Raw genomic sequence first — 23,976 nt, 5'->3', positions numbered from 1 at the left:
GCGACGGCTAGCGTCGACTTTGCTTCCGAATAGGCGCGTCGTGAATCTTCGCTCAGGTCCAGGGTGACCCTGTCGCCTGGAAGCTCCGGACATCGACGCCCCGACTGGTTGCTTTCTCCGCGATCGCACAACCATGTGCCCAATCCCGTGCCGAGCGGGTCACGAACACGCGCCTGGGCAGCCAGGCGCGTTGTGAGGTGCCGTCGGGGAGTGCGGGACTCATTGCCAATCAACGGTCCGTGGCGGTTCTCGTTGTCGCTTGGGGCACCGGCAACGCTTCGTTTCCGCAAGCGCGACGGAACACGCTGGGTGCGCGCGTCTTTCCCGCTGGAGCCGCGCGGTGCCTCTCCAGGCAGGGTCCCAAGTGCGACGTTCGATGCTTAGAAGGTCGGACTTGCGATCACAGGTAGAGAGGCACGAAACGTCCCCAATGATCTACGGTCTAGCATCTATGGTATGATGTATGGCACACAGACTTGCTTCTGAAACTTTTCAGTTGCAATGCAGATACATAACTCAGGAATTATCCTTCCACCCTCTCCGCCAGGACCTGATAGGCGGGCTGGTTCAAGGACTTAGCTTCTCCCGCACTTGCATATTCCCCATCCTTGCGAGCGCATCCTCCAGATTATGAGGTTTTCACATGTGCGTATCGGAGGGTCTCTATGACTTTGTGCCCCCCTGTCGGATATGACCCTCACCAAGCTGCTCCGTGATCCGCCGTGGCCTGTTGCTGCCGTTCGGCGACATGGGCGTGGATCAGATCACGAATGCCGACATCGCCGCTGGCGCGACGGCATGGCCGAGCTTCGGTCCTCTGATTCACTCAGTGCTCAGAGTCGCATCTGCCGTCCGATCATTTACAAGCTTCGAGCGATCTTCATGCTGCCATCGTCGGTGACCGGCATGCGATCGAGCAGATCCGAAGCCAGATTGAAGTTACGCAGTTCCAGATCCCCGTCAGGAACGAGGGTCGGCTGCGCGACATCTATCCAACTTCGAAGCGAGCGCCGTCCGTCAGCGAGATGGCGATCCAATACTTGCCCGAGGTCAGACGGCCAGATGCCTATAGTCCACTGCGTCTCCGAAACTGCGCAGCCGAGGTGACGGATGCGAGACAGGGCGCCGCTCAGAGGGTGAGTGTCGATCGGAACGGAAAGCACCGAATCGAATTGACGCTCTCGTGCAAGCGCTAGCGCGGCGTTGAGCCCGGCGAGCGGGCCGCAGCCACCTGCCGGGCGATCCTCAAGCGTCTCGAAGCCCTGCCAGGACCGTCCGCAGATGACCACGGTCTCGCAATGTGCGCGAAGTGCGGCGATTGCGTGCTCGATCAACGGCTTCCCGTCGAGAACCGCCAGCGCCTTGTCGCTGCCGAAGCGGGTGGATCTGCCGCCGGCGAGCACCGCGCCGAGGACAGGCATCAGAAGCGCAACAGATCGACAGGGGTGCCGGCGGGTAAGGTCTCCCGGGCTGCAGGGAGACGAACCAGCGCATCGGCGCGCGCCAGCATACACTGGCTCGATGCCGCCTGCCGGGCGATGATGCGGACACCGTCGTTCAGACGCTCGGCACAGAGGAAGCTTTCACGGTCGCCGGCGTCCGTGTCTTCGATCAAGGGTGCACGCTCCCAGCGCAGGCCTGCCGCCATCCCGCGACCGCCAAGGCCGGTGAGCAATGGCGCCAGGAACAGCCGGGCCACGGTCATCGCTGCGGTCGGGTTACCGGGTAGGCCGAGCACCAAGGTTCGAGCGATGCGACCAACCCACACCGGCTTGCCCGGCTTGATCGCCACGTCGGCGAAGAGCAGTTCGAGCCCGAGCGGTGCCAGCGCCGACTTGGCGAAGTCGCGATCGCCACGGGAGGCTCCACCGGTAAGGACGATCAGGTCGGCGTCCTCGGTGGCCGCCGCCACCGCTGCCGTGAGCAGGGCGATATCGTCGCGGACGAGCGCAGCGCCCGCGGCCAAGCCGCCCCATTGCTGCGCCATCAGCAGGACCGCCTGCGAAAGGCTGTCCGGCACACCATTGCCCTGCGACGCCGCGCCGGGGGGCACCAGTTCGTCGCCGGTGGCGATCAGGCGCACGCGCGGACGGCACCAGACGGTGAGCCGCGCCGCGTCCGCCGCCGCCGCTACGACAAGGGCGCGGGGATCGAGCACCCTGCCGGCCGGCAGCACTTCGACGCCCGCCAGCGTGTCCGATCCGCGCGGCCGCACATGCGGCTTACCCGATGGCTTCTCGTCGATCTCGATCGAGCCTGCGATCTCCGTCACCAGCTCGCGCAGCAGGACCCTGTCGGTGCCACGCGGCGTCGCGGCTCCGGTCATGATCCGCACGGCCTCGTCTCTGCCAATCAGCTTTTCATATGGCGCACCCGGATAAGCGGCACCGATCACCCTGAACCGCTTTTGCCCGGCGGCGAGATCGGCATCCCGAACGGCAAAGCCGTCCATCGCGGCGAGATCTTCGCGCGGGATGTCCATCGCCGCCCGCACCGGCTCCGCCAGTACGCGACCTCCGGCCTTGGCCAGCAGCACGCTCTCGGTCCCGAGCGGAGAGATCACACTGGCGAGCAGCGCCTGCGCAGCGTCGAAACTCAGCGTGGCGGCACAGGGGACCTGTTCGCAGCGGGTGACCGGAGCGTGCTTCATGCCAGCTGCTCTGCCATCGCGACCGCAGTTTGAGCACGATCGCCTGCCACAGCCTCGCCGACCAGCAGGAGGGTTGGCCTGTCTCCCGCGATCACCTTTGCAGCGATCGGCAGCAGGTCCAGCCTGGTGTGCAGCAGCTGTTCGCTGTCCAGGCTGACGTCGCACGCGATCAGCACCGGCGTGGCGCCGCTCAAGCCGGCAGCGATCAGGTTGCGGCTGATGTCACCCGCAGCATTCCGGCCCATGTAGAAGGCCGTCGTCGAGGACGGATCGGCGAGTGCGGCCCAGTCGAGTCCCAGAGGCTCGCCTGCGCGCACATGGGCGGTGACGAATTGGACGCGGCGGGCGAGACCGCGAAGCGACAGGGACACGCCCGCCCCTGCGGCGGCGGCACTGGCGGCGGTGATGCCCGGGCAGACCTGCACCCGAATTCCGGCTGCGGCGAGCGCCACCATCTCCTCGGAAGAACGGCCGAAGATCGAAGGGTCGCCGCCCTTCAGCCGGACTACCCGCTCGCCCGCTCGCGCCGCGTGGACCAGCAGCGTGTTGATCGCATCCTGATCCTTCGAATGGCGTCCCGATCTTTTGCCGACCGCCACCTGCCGGACATTGCCGGGAATCAGCGCCAGCACGCCGGCCCCGACCAGCGCGTCGTAGAAGACCACGCTCGCCGCGCGTAGCAGCCGTTCGGCCTTTCGCGTGAGCAGATCGGGGTCGCCCGGCCCCGCGCCGACCAGCCAGACCTCGCCGGGATGCGGCATGTCAGCCATTTGCGACATTTCTGTTCTCCTCCAGGATGCGGCGAATGGCGGGGCGGCATGATCCGCAGTTGGTGCCCGCCGAAAGCGCGACGCCCACAGCCTCGACGCTGGTGAGCTGCTGACTGCCGATGGCGGTGATGATGGTCTTGAGGCCCACGTCGAAGCACGCGCAGACCATCGGGCCACGATCTTCCTGCCTGCCCGGTGGCCCACCGGCGAGGAGCGCGGCGCCGGCAAGCTGGCCGAGCTGGTCGAGGAGCCATGCGCGCTTGGGCAGGACGCCGCGATCGGTGCAGAACAGCGCGGCGACCAAGCGGCCGTCGCGCAGCACCGCGACCCGGTGCGAGCCGCGTCCCCGGTCGAGGCTCTCGATCCGCTCGCCGCGCGGCAGCCTCGTCGCGATCGCCTGCGTCGGCCCGTCGCCCGCCAGTTCGAAGAGCCTGCCGCCGGGCACGCTGACTTGCGTCGCCCAGAGGCAATCGGGGCGCTCCATCGCCTCGGTCGTGATCAGGAAGCCGCGCCAGGCGGTCTTCACCGCCTCCACCGTCGCGGGCGTCGACTTGAACCCCGGCTGGCCGGAATGCGGGTCGACCAGCGAACGGGGCAGCAGGCCGGTGCGACCGCCCGTCGATTGCCGGTCGGTCCAATGGATGGGCGTGAAGATCTCACCCCGGCGCTGGCCCGTGCTGAACAGGACGCGGAACAGGCTGGCACCCTGCGGCGTCGACACACGGGCGAGGCCGCCGTCTTCCAGCGCATAGGCCGCCGCATCCGCGGGATGCACCTCGACAAGCGGCTCCTCACGATGGCGCGAAAGCTTGGGGCTGAGGCCGGTCCGCGTCATCGTGTGCCATTGGTCGCGGTAGCGCCCGGTGTTGAGCGTCAGCGGCCATTTGGCGGGAGGGGCGGGCAGGGACATCTGACTGGCCGGCACCAGCCGGGCGCGGCCGTCGCTTGTCGGGAAACGGCCGTCGGCGAAAGCATCGCCGCCCCAGCGGAAGGGTGTCATCGCCTCGTAATCGGCGTTGCTGACCGCGACCTTGCTGCTCAGATCGAACAACCGCGCGCCGTCATTCTGATAGGCCGACAGGCGGGCGTGCTCGCGGAAGATGTCGGCCGGGCGCGCATAGTCGAAGTCCATTGGCCAGCCCATGCGGCGGCCGACCTCCTTGATGATCCACCAATCCGGTCGCGCTTCTTCGGGGGGTTCGAAGATAGGCCGCTGTCGGCTGATCCGGCGCTCGGAATTGGTGACCGTGCCGTCCTTCTCACCCCAGCCGGTCGCGGGCAGGCGAACATGCGCGTAGGGCGTGCAGTCGGTGTCGGCGATGACGTCGGAGACGACGACGAAGGGGCAGCGCGCGAGGGCGGCGCGCACCGCACCTGCATCGGGCATCGAGACCGCCGGGTTGGTCGCCATGATCCACAGCGCCTTGATCCGGCCTTCGTCCACCGCCCGGAACAGGTCGACCGCCTTCAACCCCGGCTTCTGTGCGATTGCGGGTGAAGACCAGAAACGCTGCACCCGTGCACGGTTCTCGGGCGCGAAATCCATATGCGCGGCGAGGCTTGAGGCGAGCCCCCCGACCTCGCGGCCGCCCATGGCGTTAGGCTGGCCGGTGATCGAGAACGGCGCCGCCCCCGGCTTGCCGATACGGCCGGTCGCCAGATGGACGTTGATGATCGCGTTGACCTGATCCGTCCCGCGCAGCGACTGGTTTATGCCCTGGCTGAACAGCGTGACCGTGCGGGGATGCGTCGCGAAGAGATCGTAGAAACGCCGGAGGTCGGCGGCGGGCACATCGCAGGTCCGCGCGACCGACCACAGATCGCTTGCCGTGCTCAAGATGTCCCAGAACCCGTCCGGAACCTGCACGCTGGACGCGAGGAAGGGCTCATCCACCAGCCCCGCCTCCCGGCAATGGGCAAGCAGGCCGTTCATCAGCGCGACGTCGCTACCGGGACGGATGGCGAGGTGCAGATCGGCACCCTCGCAGGTCTCGGTGCGGCGCGGGTCGATCACCACCAGCCTGGCGCCGGCATCGCAGCGGGCGCGGATGCGCTGGTAGACGATCGGGTGACACCAGGCCGTGTTGGAGCCGACCAGGACGATCAGGTCGGCCGCATCAAGATCGTCATAGCTGGCCGGCACCACGTCTTCGCCGAAGGCGCGGACATGTCCCGCCACCGCACTCGACATGCAGAGGCGCGAATTCGTGTCGATATTGCCCGAACCGATGAACCCCTTCATCAGCTTGTTCGCGACGTAATAGTCCTCGGTCAGCAGCTGGCCCGAGACATAGAAGGCGACGCTGTCCGGCCCGTGTTCGGCGATCGCCTGCTTGAAGCGCCGGGCGACGAGGTCCAGCGCCTTGTCCCAGCTTGCGCGCCGCTTGCCGATCATCGGGTAGAGCAGACGGCCGTCCAGCCCCATCGTGTCGCCAAGGTGCATGCCCTTGGAACAGAGCCGCCCGAGATTGGCGGGATGATCCGGGTCGCCCTTGATCTCCACCGTCCGCGCCCCGGTGCGTGTCGCGACAATGCCGCAGCCGACGCCGCAATAGGCGCAGGTAGTGCGGGTTTTTTCGGCCATGTCAGGCGGCGGCCTTCATCGTGGTCGCGCGACAGATCAGCACCCGCCCGCCGCTCACCTTGACCGGAATGACTGGGGTGCAGCCCTTGTCCTCACCCTCGGCACTGCCGGTCGCGAGGGCGATCTTCCAGTTGTGCAAAGGGCAGGTGACGCTGTGGCCGTGGACGATGCCCTGGCTGAGCGGGCCGTTCTTATGCGGGCAGCGGTCGATCAGGGCGAAGACCTTGTCGTCGCCGGTCCGGAACACGGCGATGTCCTCGCCGCCGTCCACCGGCACGGTGCGGCTGCCGCGCAAAGGGATCTCCTGCAGCCAGCCGATGTCGAGCCAGTCGCCGATCATGCGATTTCCTCCTGAAGCATGGGTTTGAATGCAGCCATGTGGGCGTGTTGCTCCCGCGCCTTGCCGGCGGCGCGGTCGGCCCAGGGGTCGTCCTGGCTGAATGTCTGGGAATGCCAGAAGCGGTCGGCGAGCGCGTGCCGCTCTTCCTCGTCCTCGACGATCCGCTCCTTGACGTATTGCAGCCCGACCCGCTCGATCCACGGCGCGGTCCGCTCCAGGTAGCGCGCCTCCTCACGGTAGAGCTGGACGAAGGCGGCGGCGTAATGGAGCGCCTCACGCTCCGTTGCGACTTTCACCAGCAGGTCGGTCGCACGGACATGGATGCCGCCATTGCCGCCGACATGCAGCTCGTACCCAGAGTCGACGCAGACCACGCCAAAATCCTTGATCGTCGCCTCGGCGCAGTTCCGAGGGCAGCCCGAGACCGCCATCTTGAACTTGTGCGGCATCCAGCTGCCCCAGAACCCGCGTTCCAGCTTGACGCCGAGGCCGGTGGAATCCTGGGTCCCGAAGCGGCACCATTCGGAGCCGACGCAGGTCTTCACCGTGCGCAGCGCCTTGCCATAGGCATGGCCCGACACCATCCCCGCCGCGTTGAGATCGGCCCAGACGGCCGGCAGATCCTCTTTCCTGATCCCGAAGATGTCGAGCCGCTGGCCGCCGGTCACCTTGACCATCGGCGCGTCGTATCTCTCGACGACATCGGCGATCGCGCGCAGTTCCTGGGGGCTGGTGATCCCGCCCCACATGCGCGGCACGACCGAATAGGTGCCGTCCTTCTGTATGTTGGCGTGCATCCGTTCATTGACGAAGCGGCTCTGCTGATCGTCGCGGTACTCGCCGGGGAGGGCGCAGAGCAGGTAGTAGTTGAGCGCCGGGCGGCAGCTGGAGCAGCCATCGGGCGTACTCCAGTGAAGCCTTTGCATCACCTCCGGGATCGACCGCATGTTCTGGGCGACGATCTCGCGCCGGACGTCGTCATGACCGAAGCTGGTGCATTTGCACATCGTCTTCGCTGCCACCTGGACCGCGCCGCCCAGCGTGACGGAGAGCAGGGTCTCGACCAGTCCGGTGCACGATCCGCAGCTTGCCGAGGCCTTGCAGCCGGCGCGCACCGCGTCGAGGCTGCACGCGCCATTGTCGATGCAGGCGACCACCTGACCCTTGGACACGCCGTTGCAGCCGCAGATCTCTGCATCGTGCGAGAGCGCCGCAACGGCCGCCTTAGGGTCCGCCTGCCCACCTCCCTGGGCGTAGGCCTGGCCGAAGATCAGCAGGTCCCGGAGTTCCGAGATGTCCTCCTGCTTTTTGAGCAGGTCGAAATACCAGCCGCCATCTGCGGTATCGCCGTAGAGGACTGCCCCCACGATGCGGTCGTTCTTGACCACCACGCGCTTGTAGACCCCGCGACTGGCGTCGCGCAGGACGATGTCCTCGGCGCCGTCGCCGCCCGAGAAGTCGCCGGCCGAAAACAGGTCGATGCCCGAGACCTTGAGCTTGGTGGACGTGACCGAGCCGCGATAGCCGCTATGCTGTTCCACCAACCCGTCCGCCAGCGCGCGACACATCTCCCAAAGTGGCGCAACCAGACCGTAAACGTTGCCGTCGTGTTCGACGCATTCGCCGACCGCGAGCACGTTGGGATCGCTTGTGACCATGTGGTCGTCGACCTGGATGCCGCGCCCCACCGTCAGCCCGGCGCTACGGGCAAGTTCCGTGGAAGGGCGGATGCCGACCGCCATCACAACGAGGCTGGCCGGGATGACGCGACCGTCCTTCAGCTTCACGCCCTCGACATGATCGCCCCCCAGGATCTCGGCGGTGTCCGCGCCGGTGAGGACCGTCTGGCCGCGCGTCTCGAGTTCGGACTTGAGCAGCCAGGCCGCCGCCTCGTCGAGCTGGCGCTCCATCAAGCTCGGCATCAGGTGGAGGACGGTCACCTTCATGCCCCGCAGCGTCAGGCCATGCGCCGCCTCCAGCCCGAGAAGGCCGCCGCCGATGACCACCGCGTCACCGCCCTTGTCGGCGGCGGCGAGCATCGCGTCGACATCCTTCATGTCGCGAAAGCTGATCACGCCGGGCAGGTCCTTGCCCGGCACCGGGATGATGAAGGGGTCGGAACCGGTCGCGATCAGCAGCTTGTCATAGCTGACGCTCCTGCCGCTATCGGCGGTGACGGTCTGCGCCGCCCGATCGATCGCGGTGACGCGATCGCCGGCGATCAGTTCGATTCCGTTGTCGTCATACCAGCCGCGTGGATTGATCACGATCTCGTCGAACGTCTTCTCACCGGCGAGCACCGGGGAGAGCATGATCCGGTTATAGTTCACATGCGGCTCGGCGCCGAAGATGGTCACGCGATAGCGGCCGGCGTCGCGCGCGAGCAGTTCCTCCACCGCGCGGCAACCGGCCATGCCGTTGCCGATCACCACCAGATGCGGGCGTTTGATGTGCTGCGTCATGCCTGATTACTCGCCAGAGAAAAATCAAGTTGGAGCCACAGCTTGCGCGTGTCGGTCGCGAAGCTGGCGGCGCGGTAATTGGAATATTTGATGAGCGCGGCCAGCCGTTTGGCGGGCCTGAAGCCGAGCTGAAGATCCCATTCATCGCCGTAACGACGGGTGTTCCGATCACTGTCGAAGCGGTGGTAAATCGCCTGCATTCTGATCGGCGGGGCTTTGCCGAGCACCAGCGTATAGCTGCCGCCCGCATAGAGATCGCGGATGCCGTCAGCCGGCGTCACCAGGAACTTGTCGGCCCAGCCCTGGAATTTGTGCAGCGTCGCAAGCGGGGTCTGGAAGCTGGTATTCGTCAGGCCCTTATCCGCGCCGAGGACCTCGTAGCCACCGCTGAAGCCGACCGCCTTGAACTGAAGTTGTGCGTCGGCGAGCCAGTAGTCCGCTGCATAGCGGTTCGGATTGTCGCGCCAGTCGGACTGGCGGGCGTAACTCGCCGCCAGGGAAAGCTTGGCGCGGCCAAGCGGAAGGGCTGTCGTTGCCCGAAGGCCATAGGTCTGGCTGGAGAAATGCCGCCGCACCGCCGTGTCTTGATCGATCAGATAGGCGAAGCACTTGGCGTTGACTGGGCCGAGCTTCAGGCTGACCCCGGCAAAGATGTTGTCGCCATCGATCCGCGCGATCGGACTGCGGGTGCCATAGATCGTGCGCGCCGCCGACGCATATGTCAGGTCGATCGCCAGCGGCCCGATCGCCCTGCTCTCGACACGCACCGCATCGAAGGTCTGCTCGTTCTGGCGCCAGTCGACATTGCCGACGAAACGCTGATCGTCGAGGGCGATCCGCTGGCGACCGGCCGTGATCAGCGTGCTTTCGATGCCCCGATACTGCAGCTGGATGCGGTTGATCTCGATGTTCTCGGGATCGGGCACGATCGGAAAAGCGGTGCGGCCATTGGTGCTGCTGTTGTACCGCTCTTTGAGGGCGAGCGTGCCTTCCGCCTCGGCGAGCAGCGCGAAGTCGCCTTGCCTGATCTCCGCGCCGGCGCGCAGCCTGACGGTCAGCGCATGGGCGTCCTTCGCGAACCCGGCCTGATCGACGGCCTCATGGCGGAGGCGGGCGTCGAGGATCGGCGTCACCTCCTGTGCCAGCGCCGGAGTGGCCGCGATCGCGACAGGGAAGAGGAGCGCGCGGCGCATCAGATCCGCACGCCCTGCGATGCCGCGTCCCAGCGGGCGCGCCATCTTCCTTTGACGAGCGTCAGGGCCGTGACGGCGGCGACGGCCAGGATCGCGAAGATCAGGAAACCTGGACCGAAGCTTCCCGTGATCTGGCGGGCAAGGCCGAGCGACGAGGCGAGGTAGAAACCGCCGACGCCACCCGCCATGCCGACCAGGCCGGTCAGGATGCCGATCTCCTTGCCGAAACGCTGCGGCACGAGTTGGAACACCGCACCATTGCCGGTGCCGAGCGCGAGCATCGCGATCACGAACAGGGTGAGCGCCACACCGAGGCTGGCTGGCGACGTGCTGACACCGAAGAGTGCCACCGCCGCGACGATGTAGACGGCGGTCAGCGCCGCGACGCCGCCGACCCGATCCGCCAAGGCGCCGCCCAGAGGGCGCACCAGCGATCCGGCGAACACGCAGGCGGCGGTGCAGTAGCCGGCGGCGACCGTGCTCAGCGCGAACTGGTCCGTGAAGTAGATGGTCAGCGAGGAGGCTAGGCCCGAAAAGCCGCCGAAGGTCACGCCGTAGAACAACATCAGCCACCAGGCGTCGGCGGTCTTGAGCGGCTCGAGGTAGGCGGCGAGCGGCTTGGGCGCGGGCTGGTTCGGCGCGTCCTTGGCCATCACGACGTACACCACCAGCACGACCGCCAGAGGGATGCACACCAGCCCGAGGACCGCGTTCCAGCCGAACGCCTTGGCAAGCATCGGGGCGAACAGTGCGGCGAGCACGGTGCCCGAGTTGCCCATGCCGGCAATGCCCATCGCCTTGCCCTGATGCTCCGGGGGATACCAGCGGCTGGCGAGCGGCAGCGCGACCGCGAAGCTGGCTCCTGCGAAGCCCAGGACGCCCCCTAGCGCCAGCGTCGCGGCGAAGCTGTGCACGCCCAGCCACCAGGCGGTCAGCAAGCCGGTGATTACGATCAACTGCCCGATAAAGCCGGTGCGCTTCGGCCCGATCCGGTCGGCAAGCAGGCCGACGAGCAGGCGGAGCAGCGCGCCCGCCAGTGTCGGCGTCGCCACCATCAGCCCCTTCTGCGCGGGGCTCAGGCCGATATCCTTGGCGATCTCGGGCGCGAGCGGCCCCAGCAGCACCCAGACCATGAACGCCAGATCGAAGTAGAGGAACGCGGCGATCAGCGTCGGCGTGTGGCCGCTGCTCCAGAACGCAGATTTCGTGGCGCGCGGTGGCGAGGGATCGACGTCGGCACCACCGCCGATTGCCACGAACCCTTCGCGCATCAGTTCCGCAACTGTCATCCGCTCTGCTCCCCTGTGCCGCAGGCACGAAAAAGCCGCTGCCGACCTCCCGACGAGCGGGGATCCGACAGCGGCTTTGCTGAATTCCGGTGGATGTTCGCGCCTACGTCGCCGCGATCACCCTATATGTGTCGCCCGGCCATTCGAGCGACCTGCACAAGCTGACGCGAAGTCGCGATCTTCGCAAGTGCAAAAATGTTAGCTTCGCTTCAGTGCTTCGAGATAGCCTGCGATGTCTTCGGGGTCGAAGGACTTGCCGTCGAAGAACCGGTCCGGCGAGAGCAACAGGCTCCCTTGGTGGGATGCGGCGGGCAGGGGGGCGGCCAGCGCGCCTTCCACCTTCAGGCTCGCGCCCGGCATCGCCACGCCATGTCCGGTGAGCGCGTCGCGGTAGAGGTCGGACCGAAACACGCCGGCGGCGGCGCGGTGGGTCTCGGCGCTTGGCTCGACCATCCCCCAGCGGACAAACTGCGAGTAGATCCAGAGCGCCTGGCTGCGCCACGGGAAATTGGCGGCACCGTGGTGGAAGACCAGGAAACCGGGCAAGTCGATTGCCTCGCCCCCCTGCATCAGCGGCATCCGCCCGGCCAGCGCCTGCGCGATCAGCTCGGCGGGCTGGCCGAGATAGTCGGGCCGGGCCAGCAGCAGCGCGAGTTCCTCATGGTTCGCCGGATCGTCGCACCAGGCAGCGGCGCGGTCGAGCGCACGAAGCAGCCGGTCCAGCGCCGCGCCATTGGCTTCGGCCCAGTCGGCACGGGTGGCGAGCACCTTTTCCACGCCACGCTGCCAGATGTTGACGCCGGCCGCCGCAATCTCGCCGACGCCCTCCGCCACCGCGACGCTGCCCCAGGGTTCGCCGGCGATGAAGCCGTCGATCTCGCCCAGCCGCAGAGCCTGCACCATCAGCGAGGGCGGCAGCACCCTGAGGGTCACGTCACGATCCGGGTTCACCCCGGCATAGCCAAGCCAGTAGCGGAGCATCAGCGCATGGCTGGAATAACGGTGGATGATGCCGATCACGGGCTTACGCCGATGCAGCCCGATCGCGGCGGCGAAGTCGTGGGCGGTGGCGACGGGATCCTGCACCCGGTTGCGGGCATCCGGGTCGAGCGCGGCGGCCAACTCGGCCGAAAGCGTCAGCGCATTGCCGTTGTCGTTGAGCTTGAACGGTGCCGCGATCGCGCAGGGTGCCTGGCTGAGCCCCAGCGTCACTGCCACCGCCAGCGGGGCCAGCATATGCGCGCACTGCACCTGACCATAGACCAGCCGGTCGCGCACCGCCGCCCAGCTGGTGTCGCGCACCAGGGAAAGCGCGATCCCTTCGGCGGCGGCAAAGCCACGTTCGCGCGCCACGACGATCGGCGCGCTGTCGGTCAGTGGAAGGAAGGCGATCGAAAGCGGTGTCATCGCCCATCTCCAAACAGGTCGGCGGCAGTGATTAGGGCCTCGGCAACCTCGGCGATGCGCCGCCCCTGCTTCATCGCGGTGGTACGCAGCGCTGCGTAGGCCTCCGGCTCGCTCAGGCCCCGGCTCTGCATCAAAATGGCCTTGGCGCGGTCGAGCGTCTTGCGCTCGGCCAGTTCCGTGCGTGCGGCCTCAAGCTCGTTCTGCAGCTTGGAGAAGGCGTTGAACCGCCGGATCGCGAGATCCAGCACCGGCTTCACCCGCTCCTTGCGCAGCCCGTCGACCACATAGGCGGAGACGCCGGCGTCGATCGCGGCACCGATCATGCCCTCATCCGACTGGTCGACAAACATAGCGATCGGTCGCGCCAGCGCGCGGCTGACCGTCAGCATTTCCTCCAGCGAGTCGCGGCTGGCGTTGCCGAGGTTCATCAGCACGACGTCGGGCGCCATCCGCTCCAGCCGCGCGACGAAAGCACCATGAGGCGGCACCACCTCGATCTCCTCGAAGCCCGCTTCGCGCAGCCCTTCCTCCAGGATGGTCGCGCGCAGCCCGCTATCGTCAATAATGGCAATGCGCAACGCTGACCCCTGGAAGCTTTCGCGCGCGAGGCTAAGGCGGATCACTGACGGGTCAACGACCAGGAACATGCAAAGTCATGCGGTGACATTCGCTCCACCCTGAGAAGGCGCAGCTCGTCCCGCTTCCGGACGGTCGCCACGGTAGCGGAGGGATCAGTTCCCCAAACCCTTCCGGACTTCGAGTCGCCAAGATCGCGGAGCTAGGTGTTTAGTCCCGAGGTGTGGTGATACGGGTCGGTTTTGAAGCGGCTTGGGTCTTCTGTCCAGGTGCGAGCGACGTATTCGTTTGGTGTGAGGCCGCGCAGGGTCTTGAGCCGGCGACCATGATTGTAGGCGTCGATGAAGAGCTGGAGGTGCTGCCGCAGTTCGTCATGGGAGCCGCAGTGGTATCGCTCGACGGTCGCATCCTTGATCGTGCGGTTCATTCGTTCGACCTGCCCGTTGGTCCACGGATGGTTCGGTTTGGTGAGCCGGTGTTCGATGCCGTGCTCGCGACAGATGCGATCGAACATGTGCAGGCTATACTGGGCGGTCGGGCCGTTGCGGTTGCGCGGCGCGTGGCAGAACTGGACGCCGTTGTCGGTTAGCACGGTGTGGATGTCGTAGGGCACGATCTCGATGAGCGCCTCGAGAAGGCGCTTGTGATGGCGATCGTGGCCTTCTCCTCGAGCTTGGCGAAGGCGTATTTGCTGGTGCGGTCGATCGCCACGAACAGCTGGAGGCGTCCCTCGGCCGTCTGCACCTGAGCGATGTCGACGTGGAAGTAGCCGATGGGGTAGGCCTTGAAGCGCTTTTTCTCGGCGGCCTCCCCTTCCAGGGCCGGCAGGCGGCTGATGCCATGCCGCTGGAGGCAGCGGTGCAGCGACGATCTGGTCAGGTGCGGGATCGTCGGCTGGAGAGCGTAAAGGCAGTCGTCCAGCGGCAGCAGCGTGTGGCGGCGGAACGCCACGGCCATCGCCTCCTCCTCGGTCGTGAGCACGGTGGAGTGAATGGCCTTCGGCCCCATGCGAGCATCGGCGGTGTGTGTCCGCTTCCGCCACTTCTGCACCGTAGTCGGACTGATCCGGTGACGTCGGGCAAGCGCGCTCACGCTCTCTTCACTGCGCTGTATCGCTCGACGGACCGCCTCTGTCGTTCTGGCGCTGCCGTGTAGAACCTGGCCCATAGTTCCTCCCGCAATGCATGCTGGTCGACCGTACCACCACACTGAGGGATCAAACATTTACGGGTCGGACGCGATCGCCGGCGTGATCAACTTCAAGCTGAAGGACACGGTCGACGGCACCACGCTCGATTATCGATACGGCCTGAGCGAGCGGGGCGGTGGCAAGTCGCATCGCTTCGTCGCCAGCACCGGCTGGTCGAAGGATCGCTTCCACATCGTCGTGGGCGGCGAGTATCTGCTGCAGAAGCCGATCTGGGCCTATGATCGCAAGATCCAGGACAGCACCGCCGACGACCCGACCACCACGGACGTGATTGCCCGGCGTACCTTCCTGCGGTACGATCCCGACATCCAGGAATATGTCGACCCGGGTGCCGCGACCTGCGCCGGCCTCTCCTATCTGAACGGCGGATCGACCTATTATGCCTCGCGCCCTGGCTGGGGACCGTTCGACGAGGCGCTCGACGACTACGGCCCCGGTCGGTTCTGCGGCAGTGATACGTCGATCGGCTATGGAACGATCATCTCACGCCGCGAAGGTTTCAACACCTACGCCTCGGCCGGCTACGAACTGACCGACGCGATCGACCTCTTCGTCGATGCGCAGTTCGGCATCAGCAAGGTCGCGCTGTTGTCCGACGTTCTGAGTTGGGAGACGCTGTCCGCACCGGGAAGCAGCGACACCACATTCTACAACGCCTTCGATGAACGTTACGACGACTGGTACCGGCAGTTCACCCCTGAAGAATCGGGTGGCTTCTCGACGGCGAAAACGCGCAATCGGCAGCAGACGTTCAGCATCACACCCGGCTTGAAGGGCTCGCTCGGCTCCAAGTGGACTTACGAGGCGTCGTTCAATCACAGCGAATACAAGTCGAAGGTCAAGTTCCCGCAGATCATCGCGGGGAAGGCGCAGGCTCTGTTCCTGGGCGAGCAGCTGGGCGTCGATGAGGACGGCTACCCGATCTACAACGCGGACCCGACGCGCCTCTATACGCCTTTGACGCGGGCGGAGTATGACAGCATCGCCGTCTACAGTGTCTACAACCCGAAAAGCTGGACCGACAATTTCTCTGCCACTATCGCCAGCACCGAGCTGTTCCGTCTTCCCGCCGGGCCGATCGGCTTCGCGGCAGTCGGTGAGATCGGCAAGCAGGGCTATGATCTGAAGCCGGACCCGCTGGCGCTGACTGACTATTACTACGGGCTTCGCGACAGCGACGGCAAAGGCAAGCGCGATCATTGGGCGCTGGGCGGCGAGTTGCGCGCGCCGATCGCCAGCTTCATCGAGCTTTCCGGCGCAGCGCGCTACGATCATTTCCGCTTTGCCGGCAATGGTGTCGGCAAGTTCACTTATAATGGCGGCATCGAGGTTCGTCCGTTCTCCACGCTGCTGCTGCGCGCGGCCTATGGCACCGGCTTCCGCGCGCCCGACCTGCATTACGTGTTCACCGGCCCCGGCAACACGCACCCGTCAGCAACGGATTACTATCGCTGCCGCACGGAGGAGCCGGATGAGGATATCGGCGGTTGCAGCTATTCCGACGAGAGTATCGTCGTGCAGCGCAACGGCAACCGCAAGCTGAAGCCGGAGACGAGCAAGTCGATCAATGCCGGCATTGTCTGGGCTCCCTCTCCGCGCTTCGACATCTCGGTCGATTACTTTCGCGTGGCGCTATCCAACCAGGTGCGCGATCTCAGCACCGATGCGCTCCTCCGCGACGAGGCGGACTGCCGGATCGGCATGACCAGTGGGGGCGCTGCCGTCGATATCAATTCGGCCACCTGCCAGGACGCGATCGCACGGGTGAACCGCTTTTCGGGCGGCGTGAATGAAGGCGCCGTCAATCCGATCAACATCGCCAAGGAGAAGACGAGCGGCATTGACGTCACCGTGCACGGAAATCTGCCGACGGATATCGGCACCTTCGCGCTGAGCGCATCGCACACGCACGTCTTCGATCACACCTTCCGGCAGTATCCGGGCGATCCGACGATCAACAAGCTGGCGTATACCAGCGGCTATTACATCCCGCGCGACAAATCGACGGTAAGCGTGACCTGGTCACTCGACGCCGTAAAATGGACCATCGAAAGCCGCCGCCTCGGCAAGCTGCCGAACTACGACGAGGACGCGTTTACCAAGGCGAGCTATCTGTTCAACACCACTCTGCAGTATGACTTCACCGATCACCTGCGCGCGTCGGTCTCGGTCACCAACCTGTTCGACAAGATGCCGGTAAAGGATCCGACCTATACCTCCTATCCCTATTACGACATCAGCTGGTTCGACAGCGTTGGCCGAAGTGCGCTGTTCCAGGTGACATATAAGCTAGGGGGCGGAGCGCTTTAGGGGCAAACTGACATCCTCGATGTACGTTGCCATCAGAGCAGGGGCCACGACGCGTCCGCCAACCTGCACAGGCCCGCGCTGAGAATTCGGGGTTGTGGCGGCGCCGGCGGCGCTCGCGAGTCCGGCTTCGCCATAGTGGGGGGTGTGCGGCGTACAATGGCGGCTCTCGGATGGTCGTCGCGGAGGTCTGACCAGCAGCGCCGGCAATATCACTCGCTCATTTCTTGGCGGTTCTGGTCGCTCGGAAGCGTGCCCTACTTCGGGCACCAGCGCTCCGCTTCTGCTAGGAACCGAGCCTCATGGCAGCGGTCGGCGAAATACGCGTCTTCGCCGCGCAACCGTGAGTAGCGGTAGAGTGCGGCGAGCTTCCAATTGACCATGACGGCGTGCCAGGCGAGCGGCTGCGGGGCCGATCCGGTCGCGGCGAAGTAGCGGCCGCAGATCGTGGCCGCGTCGGGCAGATCGGGTGCGACGAGTGCAGCGGCGAGGTCCTGAACGGGCGTGCGGCATACCCCCTGCTGCGGCATCGCGGTGACCAGATAGGCGAGGTCCAGCAGCGGATCGCCGATCGTCGCAAGCTCCCAGTCGAGCGCCGCCGCCAGCCTTGGCGGCGCGGCGCGGTCCCACATCAGATTGCCCAGCCGGAAGTCGTTATGCACGATCGCGCTGCCCGATTCCGGCGGAACGTGAGCGCTGAGCCAGCGGTACAGGCCCACGAACTCCGGGGCGATCTCGCCATCAGCTTCCGTGACGATCCTCGCGATCCGGTGCAGGTGTCGGGCGTTGAACCCTTCCGGCCGACCCGCATCGGCCAGCCCCGCCGCCCGCCAGTCGACACGGTGGAGCGCGGCCATCGCGTCGACCATCGCCTCGGCAAGCAACCGCGGGGTTCCGGCCGCTGAGAGGGCGGAAGGGAGCACATCGGTGATGACGACACCATCGACCATGTCCATGACGAAGAACGGCACGTCGAACACATCGCCCGCCTGGCCCGTGGCAAGCAGCTTGGGGACCGGTACGCCGCGCCCTTCCACCGCGCCGATGAACATCGCCTCGCGCAGCACGTCATTGCTGCCGGGCGGGAGGGGTGGGGGTGGGGGGCGGCGGAGTACCACCGCGCGGCCGCCGCTCCGAACCCGAAAGGTAAGGTTGCTATGGCCCTCGCCGATGCGGCTGATCTCGATCGGCCCGGTGGCAAGTCCGCGATTGGCGAGGAAGGCGTGCAGGCGCTGTTCGACGTCGGGCGTGAAGGCCCAGCTCATCCCGTCGCCCCGCTTTCGATCAGCCCGTCAAGATAGGATTGCTGCCACTGCGTCTCGAACTGACCGGCCGCCTCCTGCCCGTCGATCCGTCCGGTGCAGGCCGCTTCCATGATGATCGTGCCAAACTTGTCCCTGCCGGGCAGCTTGACCAGCCCGAACCGCTCCAGTTCGACCAGGCAGGTCTCGCCTTCGACATCGACGATTTCGGCGCGGAGCGACTGCTGGCTCATGTCGTCGCGATAGATCGCGTGCTGTCGGATGGTGGCGATCGCCAGCTGCCGACCGTCGCGCACGACATAGCCGGCACAGCCCCACTCGCCCCGCGCGATCCAGATCCAGCCGTTCACCATCCGCGCGCCATCCGGGGTATAGGCGCAGAACCACTTCCAATGCTGCGGCACGCCCCACATGCGATTGCCCCAGCTGTGATCGCGATGCGCCATCCCGTCCAGCGCGATCGTCCGTCCCTTGGCCTCGATCGAACCGGTGATTGTGCCGGTCTGTTCGTAGCGGTTCATGGCGAACCAGCTGGGGAGCCCGTCCGGATTGGCGTGGTAGCTGAAGGGCGGGTGGCTGCCGGTGAAGGTGAACGCCAGCTTCACTTTGGCGCTCTCGTATTCGACCTTTGCAGGCTCGCCGAAGCCGGTCTTGCGCAGGCGGAGGCCGGCGAAGGTGAAGTCGTCCAGGTTCATCTCGGCGGGAATGGTTCCTTCCGCGAAGTCGAAGACGAGGGGCTTGGCATCCTCACCCCAGACGACGACGTTGAACCCGGCCTTCCCGGCATGGGTGAGGTACAGATAGGCCTGAAAGCCCAGCCGCTCGCCCGGTAAGGTCGCCTGCCAGAACAGGGAATCGCGCATCCTCCCGGAGCTGTCCGGGCCGTGGCGCAGGTGATCGGTGTCAGAGAAGTCCACGCCGAAGGCTCCCATGCATAGCTGCGATGCGCGCGCTCATCGCTTCGATCCCTCCGCCTCGATGTATTCGGCACGCAGGGCGGCCTTGTTGATCTTGCCCGTGGGCGTCAGCGGCAGATCGGCGCGATACACGATCATCTCGGGCAGCCACCAGCGTGCGACAGCAGCCTCCATATGGGTGCGCAATTCCTCGTCGCTGACCGTCAGGCCGGCTTCAGCGACGCAGACCAGGAGCGGTCGTTCCTGCCAGCGGGGATGCGGCATGGCGATCGCGGCGGCGGCGGCGATCGCGGGATGGCTGACCGCAGCGGCCTCCAGCTGCGGCGAGCTGATCCACTCGCCGCCGGACTTGATGACATCCTTGGCGCGGTCGACGATCGCCAGCGTGGCGTCCGGATGGATCACCGCGATGTCGCCGGTCGCCAGCCATTCGCGCGCGGCCTCGGGCGGTTCGCCGACATAGCGGCTCAGCACAGTCGGTCCGCGCAGCTCCAGGTCGCCGGCGGCGACGCCGTCGAAGGGCAGAGGCTGTCCTTCACCATCGACAAGACGGGCGCGCGCCTGTGCCGCCACGCGGCCCTGACGCTCAACGGCCAGCTTGCGCTGCTGTTCGGGCGTCTGCCGGCTCGCGCCAAGTGGAGGAGCCCCGCGCGCTGCCCCGGGCACTTCGGTCATGCCCCAGCTCTGGCGGGCGACGACGCCGCGTTCGGTGAGGCGATCGAAGATATGGCCCGGCAGCGCGGTGCCCGCCACCAATGCGGTCCGGAGCGGGGTCGAGGTGATACCCCGCCGGTCGAGTTCGTCGAGCACGCCCGTCCAGATCGTCGGCACGCCGCCTGCGAGCGTCACCGCTTCATCGACGATCAGGTCGACGATCGGCCCGGCATCCAGCCTGCGACCGGGCAGCACCAGCTTCTGCCCGTTCAGCGCGGCCGAAAACGGCATCATCCAGGCATTGGCGTGGAACATCGCCGCGATCGGCAAGACGCATTCCGCCTCCCCGCCGCGCGTGTTCGCATACATGTCGGCCATCGACATGTTCATCGCCGACAGCGTGATCGAACGATGGGTATAGGCGACGCCCTTCGGCCGGCCGGTGGTGCCGGATGTGAAGCAGATGGTGGCGGCACGATTCTCGTCGAACTCCGGCCAGATGACCGCATCGGCCGCACCCGCAAGGAGATCGCTCTCACGGATCAGGCGGGGAAATGCGGCCACCAGCTCGTCCGCGATGTCGCCGACTGAGATCCACGCGGCCACCTCCGGCACGAGCGGTGCCAGGCTGGCGGCAAGGGCGGCGTTCTCGGTGTCGAAGATGACCACGTCATCGCCGACCAGCCGCACCATATAGGCGAGGTCGTCGGGCGTTAGTCGCGGGTTCAGTGTGTGGAGCGGCAGCCCCAAGCCGAGCACGGCATAATAGTGCTGCAGATGCGCCAGTGTACTCCACTCGAGCGAGGCGACGCGGCATTCACCGTCGAACCCGGCCGCGCGCAACCCGTTCGCCATGCGCGCCGCGCCTCGGCGGACGCTTGCCCAGTCGCTCCGCGCGACCGTTCCGTCCAGCTCCCGCGCGACGACTTCGGTCTTGCCGTGATAGTCGGCGGCATAGTCGATCAGCCGCGAGAGCAACAGTTGCTCGCCCATCATCAGGCCGTCGAGCGGGAGGCGATCCGTCCAGCCCATCGTCACTCGTCCCGGTACACGGGCTTGCGCTTTTCCATGAATGCGGCGAGCGCCTCGCGGTGATCGGCGGTCTCCATCAGGATGACCTGCTGGCGATCTTCCAGCGCGATGGCGGCATCGAAACTGGGCGCGTCTACCAGCATGTTGAGCGCATCCTTTGTCAGGCGCAGCCCCATCGGAGATGCATCAAGCATACGCTCCGCCATCGCCAGGCCGGCTTCCAGCAGCTCCTCGCGCGCGTGGATCCCCGCGGCGAGGCCCAGCCGCTCTGCAACTTCCGCCACGATGAAATCGCCGGTCAGCAGGTAACGCGACGCCATCGAATAGCCGATCAGCCGGGTGAGCAGGTAGCCGGAGCCCATGTCGGTGCCGCCTAGCCCGACGCGCAGATAGGCGGCGTTCATCCGGCAATCCGGCGTAACGAGCCGGACGTCGGCCGCGAGCGCCAGCGAGAACCCGCCGCCGCAAACCGCCCCGTGGCAAAGCGCGATGATCGGCTGCGGACAGGCCCGCATCTCGCGGATGAGGCCCGATGCCAGCTTCTGCATCGCGAACTGCCGCTGCGCGCGCCCGGGCCCTGCGGGGGCGAATGCATCGGAACCGATATCCGCCCCAGCACAGAAGGCACGGCCCTCGCCCTGAAGGACGACGACGCGGATGCCCGCCCCCTCCTCCCCGCCGAGCGAGGCGAAGAGCGCGGTCAACTCTGCCATCACCGCGGGGTTGAGGGCGTTCAGCCGGTCCGGCCGGTTAAGCGATACGACAAGAACACCGCCGCGACGTTCAAGAAGAAGAAACTGGTAAGTACCCACTATACTACTCTCGATACGCAGCGGTGTTCGGTGTCGGTTCGTCAGATCGACCAGTTCAGGGTAAAGCCCCAGGTACGCGGCTGACCGTAGATGTTGATGACCTGTCCCGGCAGCGCCAGCACCGTGCGGCGGTAATCGACGTCGCCGAGATTCTGGACCCAGCCGCTCAGCTTCCAATCACCCATGCGGTAGGTGATCCGGGCATTGGCGAGGCCATAGCCCGATTCCGCCGTGAGCGGGATGGTCGAACCGAAGCGGATCTCCGCCTGACCGGGCTCATGGAAGAACTTGCTGAGGTACGCATAATCGACGCGGAAGGTCAGGTCGTTGTTGTCGTCAATCTCGGCCGTGTACTGCGCACCCAGGTTGACCGAGTGTTTCGGTGCCCGGACCATGCGCGTATCCGAGAAATCGAGCGCGCCGGCGACGTAATCGAGATACCGTGCCTTGGTGTACGCATAGCCGAGGCTGAGTTCCAGACTGCGCATCGGGGTGACCGTCAGGTCAAGCTCGCCACCCTCGATCCGGCTTTTGCCGGCATTGGTGATGAGCGAAGGGGTCGTGCCATCGGGCAGCAGTGTCACGCGCGAGACCTGCAGGTTGGAATAGTCATAGCGGAAAGCCCCCGCATTCGCCCGCACCGCGCCGTCGAGGAACACGCTCTTAACGCCCACTTCATAGGCCTTGATCTCTTCCGGATCGAAGACGAGCGCGGCCTGCGCGGCGCTGAGCGGTGTGTACTGGTATCCGCCTGACTTGAAGCCCGTACCATAGCTGGCGTAGAAGTTGAGGTCGCGGGTCGGCTGCCACGCGAGCGTGAAGCGCGGGTCGAACGAGGTGAATTTCTTCTCCGGGTTCCGCTGCAGGAACGGTGCGGGAACGAGCGGCCGCGCGTCGGTCGTCGTTCCACCCAAGTCCGCGCGCTTGCGATCCTCGGTATAACGCGCGCCGGCCGTGAAATTCAGAGTCGACGTGATATCGATCGTGGCCTGGCCGAAGAACGCGAGGCTCTTGGTGCGGTAATTGCCGAAGGTCGTGTCGAGACCGCCTTCGCCGACGACACTGTCGGCACCGAAGTCAAAGGTATCCTGGTGATAGCTCTTGTCGTCATAGTAGTAGACGCCAAGGATCCAGTTCAAGGCACCGCCGAATGATAGTGCGCCGTCCTCATTGGAGACGAGACGCAGCTCCTGCGAGAACTGCTTGGAGTCCTCGACGCTGATCTGGCGAATGACGTCGAAGACCGTGTTGTCGAAATCACGGTCGTCCGAATACTTCATCTTGCGATAGGACGTTACGGAAACGATGTCGGCAAGCTCGGTCTCGAGCTGCACCTTCGCGGTGACGGCATCGACGTGGCGGTTATAGTCCGTGTCGGTGGTGTACGGCTGCTTGTACCGGTCGCCGGTGCGCGGAACGACCAGCGTCGCCTTGCCGAGCAGGATCCCGTTCGGGTTGAGCGTGCTGCCGACGCTTTCGCCCTGGAACGATGGGCCCGTGTCGCGCATGATTTCGCCGATCAGGTCGATCTTCAGGTTGCTGGCCGGGTTGATCTCGAAGCGAAGGCGCCCACCATAATTGTCGAGGCCCTGGGCGTGGTTTCCTGTCGTCAGGTTCGTCACGTAGCCACGGCGATAGCTGCGCCAACCGGCGATGCGGCCCTTCAGCGCGTCGCCTGCGATCGGGCCCGACACCGCGCCGAACAGATCGTAGCTGTTGTAATTGCCCGCGCCCGCCTCGGCCTCTGCCGAAAGCGTGCTGGTCGGGCCCTTGGTGATGACGTTGATGGCGCCGGCGATGGTGTTGCGGCCGTAGAGCGTCCCCTGCGGTCCCTTCAGGACCTCCACACGCTCGATGTCCTTGAGAGTGCCGAGCACGCCGCCGGTGCGACCGAGATAGCTCTCGTCGACGAACACGCCGACCGAGGATTCCGAGCCGGGGTCGAACTGCCGGGTGCCGATGCCGCGGATATAGAGCTGCGGCCGGCTCGCGCCGAAGCCGCCTGCGTAGAAGCCGGGAATACGCGGCGCGATATTGCTGATGTCGACGACGCCCGCCGCCTGCAGCCGCTCGCTGTCCAGAGCCGAGATGGAGGCCGGAATGTCCTGGAGCCGTTCGGAACGGCGCTGCGCGGTCACGACGATCTCGCCGCTGAGATCGGGCGCGCTTGCCGCTGCGGGTTCGCCGACATCGCTGGTCTGGGCGAAGGCCATGTGCGGCACCACCGCGGACGCGAGCAGTACCAACTTGAATCCAAATCCGCTATTCATGACATCCATCCTCCTTTTCATGCGGGTTTTTGCAACCTCGCGCTGACTTTACTGAACTTCGATCTAGACTTTCCGAATGGGCGTCGCCTTCAATTTTATTAAGAGCCTTCGGCAGCACTATGCTCGTCAGTGGGTTTGCCGGTGCCGCCGCGCCGGCATGTTACGCCCAGTTATCATCCGCTCCGTTCAACCTCTCCGCAACATCGTTCGAAGGTGCTGCAAGCCCGCCGATTGATAACAT

The 23,976-nt window shown here is 65.8% G+C and carries 16 protein-coding genes and 1 pseudogene; 1 reads left to right on the top strand and 16 read right to left on the bottom strand.

Annotated features, from left to right (window positions below; genetic code table 11):
* Positions 1-860: 860 nt before the first annotated feature.
* The 11 genes and pseudogenes from mobA to ACM608_RS10440 form a co-directional block, all read right to left on the bottom strand.
* On the bottom strand, positions 861-1,421 hold the full coding sequence (mobA, locus tag ACM608_RS10490) for a molybdenum cofactor guanylyltransferase (RefSeq protein ID WP_419683170.1): 561 nt from the start codon (positions 1,419-1,421) through the stop codon (positions 861-863).
* Entirely contained in the window at positions 1,421-2,650 is a 1,230-nt protein-coding gene (locus ACM608_RS10485) for a molybdopterin molybdotransferase MoeA (protein ID WP_419683169.1), read from the bottom strand. Before ACM608_RS10485 ends, mobA begins: the two co-directional genes overlap by 1 nt.
* A complete protein-coding gene (cobA, locus tag ACM608_RS10480) occupies positions 2,647-3,420 on the bottom strand; it encodes a uroporphyrinogen-III C-methyltransferase (RefSeq protein WP_419685169.1) in 774 nt (257 codons plus the stop codon). The genes ACM608_RS10485 and cobA overlap by 4 nt, the downstream gene beginning before the upstream one ends.
* Positions 3,413-6,004 (bottom strand): molybdopterin-dependent oxidoreductase, encoded by a 2,592-nt coding sequence (locus ACM608_RS10475; RefSeq protein ID WP_419683168.1) that lies wholly within the window; start codon positions 6,002-6,004, stop codon positions 3,413-3,415. The genes cobA and ACM608_RS10475 overlap by 8 nt, the downstream gene beginning before the upstream one ends.
* 1 nt (position 6,005) lies before the next feature.
* On the bottom strand, positions 6,006-6,344 hold the full coding sequence (gene nirD, locus ACM608_RS10470) for a nitrite reductase small subunit NirD (RefSeq protein ID WP_419683167.1): 339 nt from the start codon (positions 6,342-6,344) through the stop codon (positions 6,006-6,008).
* Positions 6,341-8,806 (bottom strand): nitrite reductase large subunit NirB, encoded by a 2,466-nt coding sequence (gene nirB / locus ACM608_RS10465; RefSeq protein ID WP_419683166.1) that lies wholly within the window; start codon positions 8,804-8,806, stop codon positions 6,341-6,343. The genes nirD and nirB overlap by 4 nt, the downstream gene beginning before the upstream one ends.
* Complete coding sequence (locus ACM608_RS10460) at positions 8,803-10,044, bottom strand: alginate export family protein (RefSeq protein WP_419683165.1); 1,242 nt, start codon at positions 10,042-10,044, stop codon at positions 8,803-8,805. The genes nirB and ACM608_RS10460 overlap by 4 nt, the downstream gene beginning before the upstream one ends.
* Positions 9,999-11,270: a nitrate/nitrite transporter gene (locus tag ACM608_RS10455; RefSeq protein ID WP_419685167.1), complete on the bottom strand. Its 1,272-nt coding sequence runs from the start codon at positions 11,268-11,270 to the stop codon at positions 9,999-10,001. Before ACM608_RS10455 ends, ACM608_RS10460 begins: the two co-directional genes overlap by 46 nt.
* 216 nt (positions 11,271-11,486) lie before the next feature.
* Positions 11,487-12,695 (bottom strand): CmpA/NrtA family ABC transporter substrate-binding protein, encoded by a 1,209-nt coding sequence (locus tag ACM608_RS10450; RefSeq protein WP_419683164.1) that lies wholly within the window; start codon positions 12,693-12,695, stop codon positions 11,487-11,489.
* Positions 12,692-13,273: an ANTAR domain-containing response regulator gene (locus ACM608_RS10445; protein WP_419685165.1), complete on the bottom strand. Its 582-nt coding sequence runs from the start codon at positions 13,271-13,273 to the stop codon at positions 12,692-12,694. Before ACM608_RS10445 ends, ACM608_RS10450 begins: the two co-directional genes overlap by 4 nt.
* 200 nt (positions 13,274-13,473) lie before the next feature.
* Positions 13,474-14,438 (bottom strand): annotated as a pseudogene (locus ACM608_RS10440) (IS481 family transposase).
* Between the two features lie 82 nt (positions 14,439-14,520).
* Between ACM608_RS10440 and ACM608_RS10435 the strand changes: the two are divergent.
* The gene (locus ACM608_RS10435; protein ID WP_419683163.1) at positions 14,521-16,791 is read left to right on the top strand and encodes a TonB-dependent receptor domain-containing protein; all 2,271 of its coding nucleotides are present in this window, start codon (positions 14,521-14,523) and stop codon (positions 16,789-16,791) included.
* A gap of 254 nt (positions 16,792-17,045) precedes the next feature.
* On the opposite strand, the gene ACM608_RS10430 is transcribed toward ACM608_RS10435, so the two are convergent.
* From ACM608_RS10430 to ACM608_RS10410, 5 genes are all read right to left on the bottom strand, one after another.
* Positions 17,046-18,053: a phosphotransferase family protein gene (locus tag ACM608_RS10430; protein WP_419683162.1), complete on the bottom strand. Its 1,008-nt coding sequence runs from the start codon at positions 18,051-18,053 to the stop codon at positions 17,046-17,048.
* Complete coding sequence (locus ACM608_RS10425; RefSeq protein ID WP_419683161.1) at positions 18,050-18,913, bottom strand: DUF7064 domain-containing protein; 864 nt, start codon at positions 18,911-18,913, stop codon at positions 18,050-18,052. The genes ACM608_RS10430 and ACM608_RS10425 overlap by 4 nt, the downstream gene beginning before the upstream one ends.
* Positions 18,914-19,003: 90 nt before the next feature.
* Positions 19,004-20,653, bottom strand: a complete 1,650-nt coding sequence (locus tag ACM608_RS10420) for an AMP-binding protein (protein ID WP_419683160.1) — start codon at positions 20,651-20,653, stop codon at positions 19,004-19,006.
* A 2-nt stretch (positions 20,654-20,655) separates the two neighbouring features.
* Positions 20,656-21,465, bottom strand: a complete 810-nt coding sequence (locus ACM608_RS10415) for an enoyl-CoA hydratase/isomerase family protein (protein WP_419683159.1) — start codon at positions 21,463-21,465, stop codon at positions 20,656-20,658.
* Between the two features lie 41 nt (positions 21,466-21,506).
* Entirely contained in the window at positions 21,507-23,735 is a 2,229-nt protein-coding gene (locus ACM608_RS10410) for a TonB-dependent receptor (RefSeq protein WP_419683158.1), read from the bottom strand.
* Positions 23,736-23,976: the final 241 nt, after the last annotated feature.

This window comes from Sphingomonas sp. ID0503 (assembly GCF_048565625.1).
In the GTDB taxonomy this organism is placed as follows: Bacteria; Pseudomonadota; Alphaproteobacteria; order Sphingomonadales; family Sphingomonadaceae; genus JBLZUR01.
Note: the sequence above shows the minus strand (reverse complement) of the source record. Positions and strands in the feature narration are given on the sequence as shown.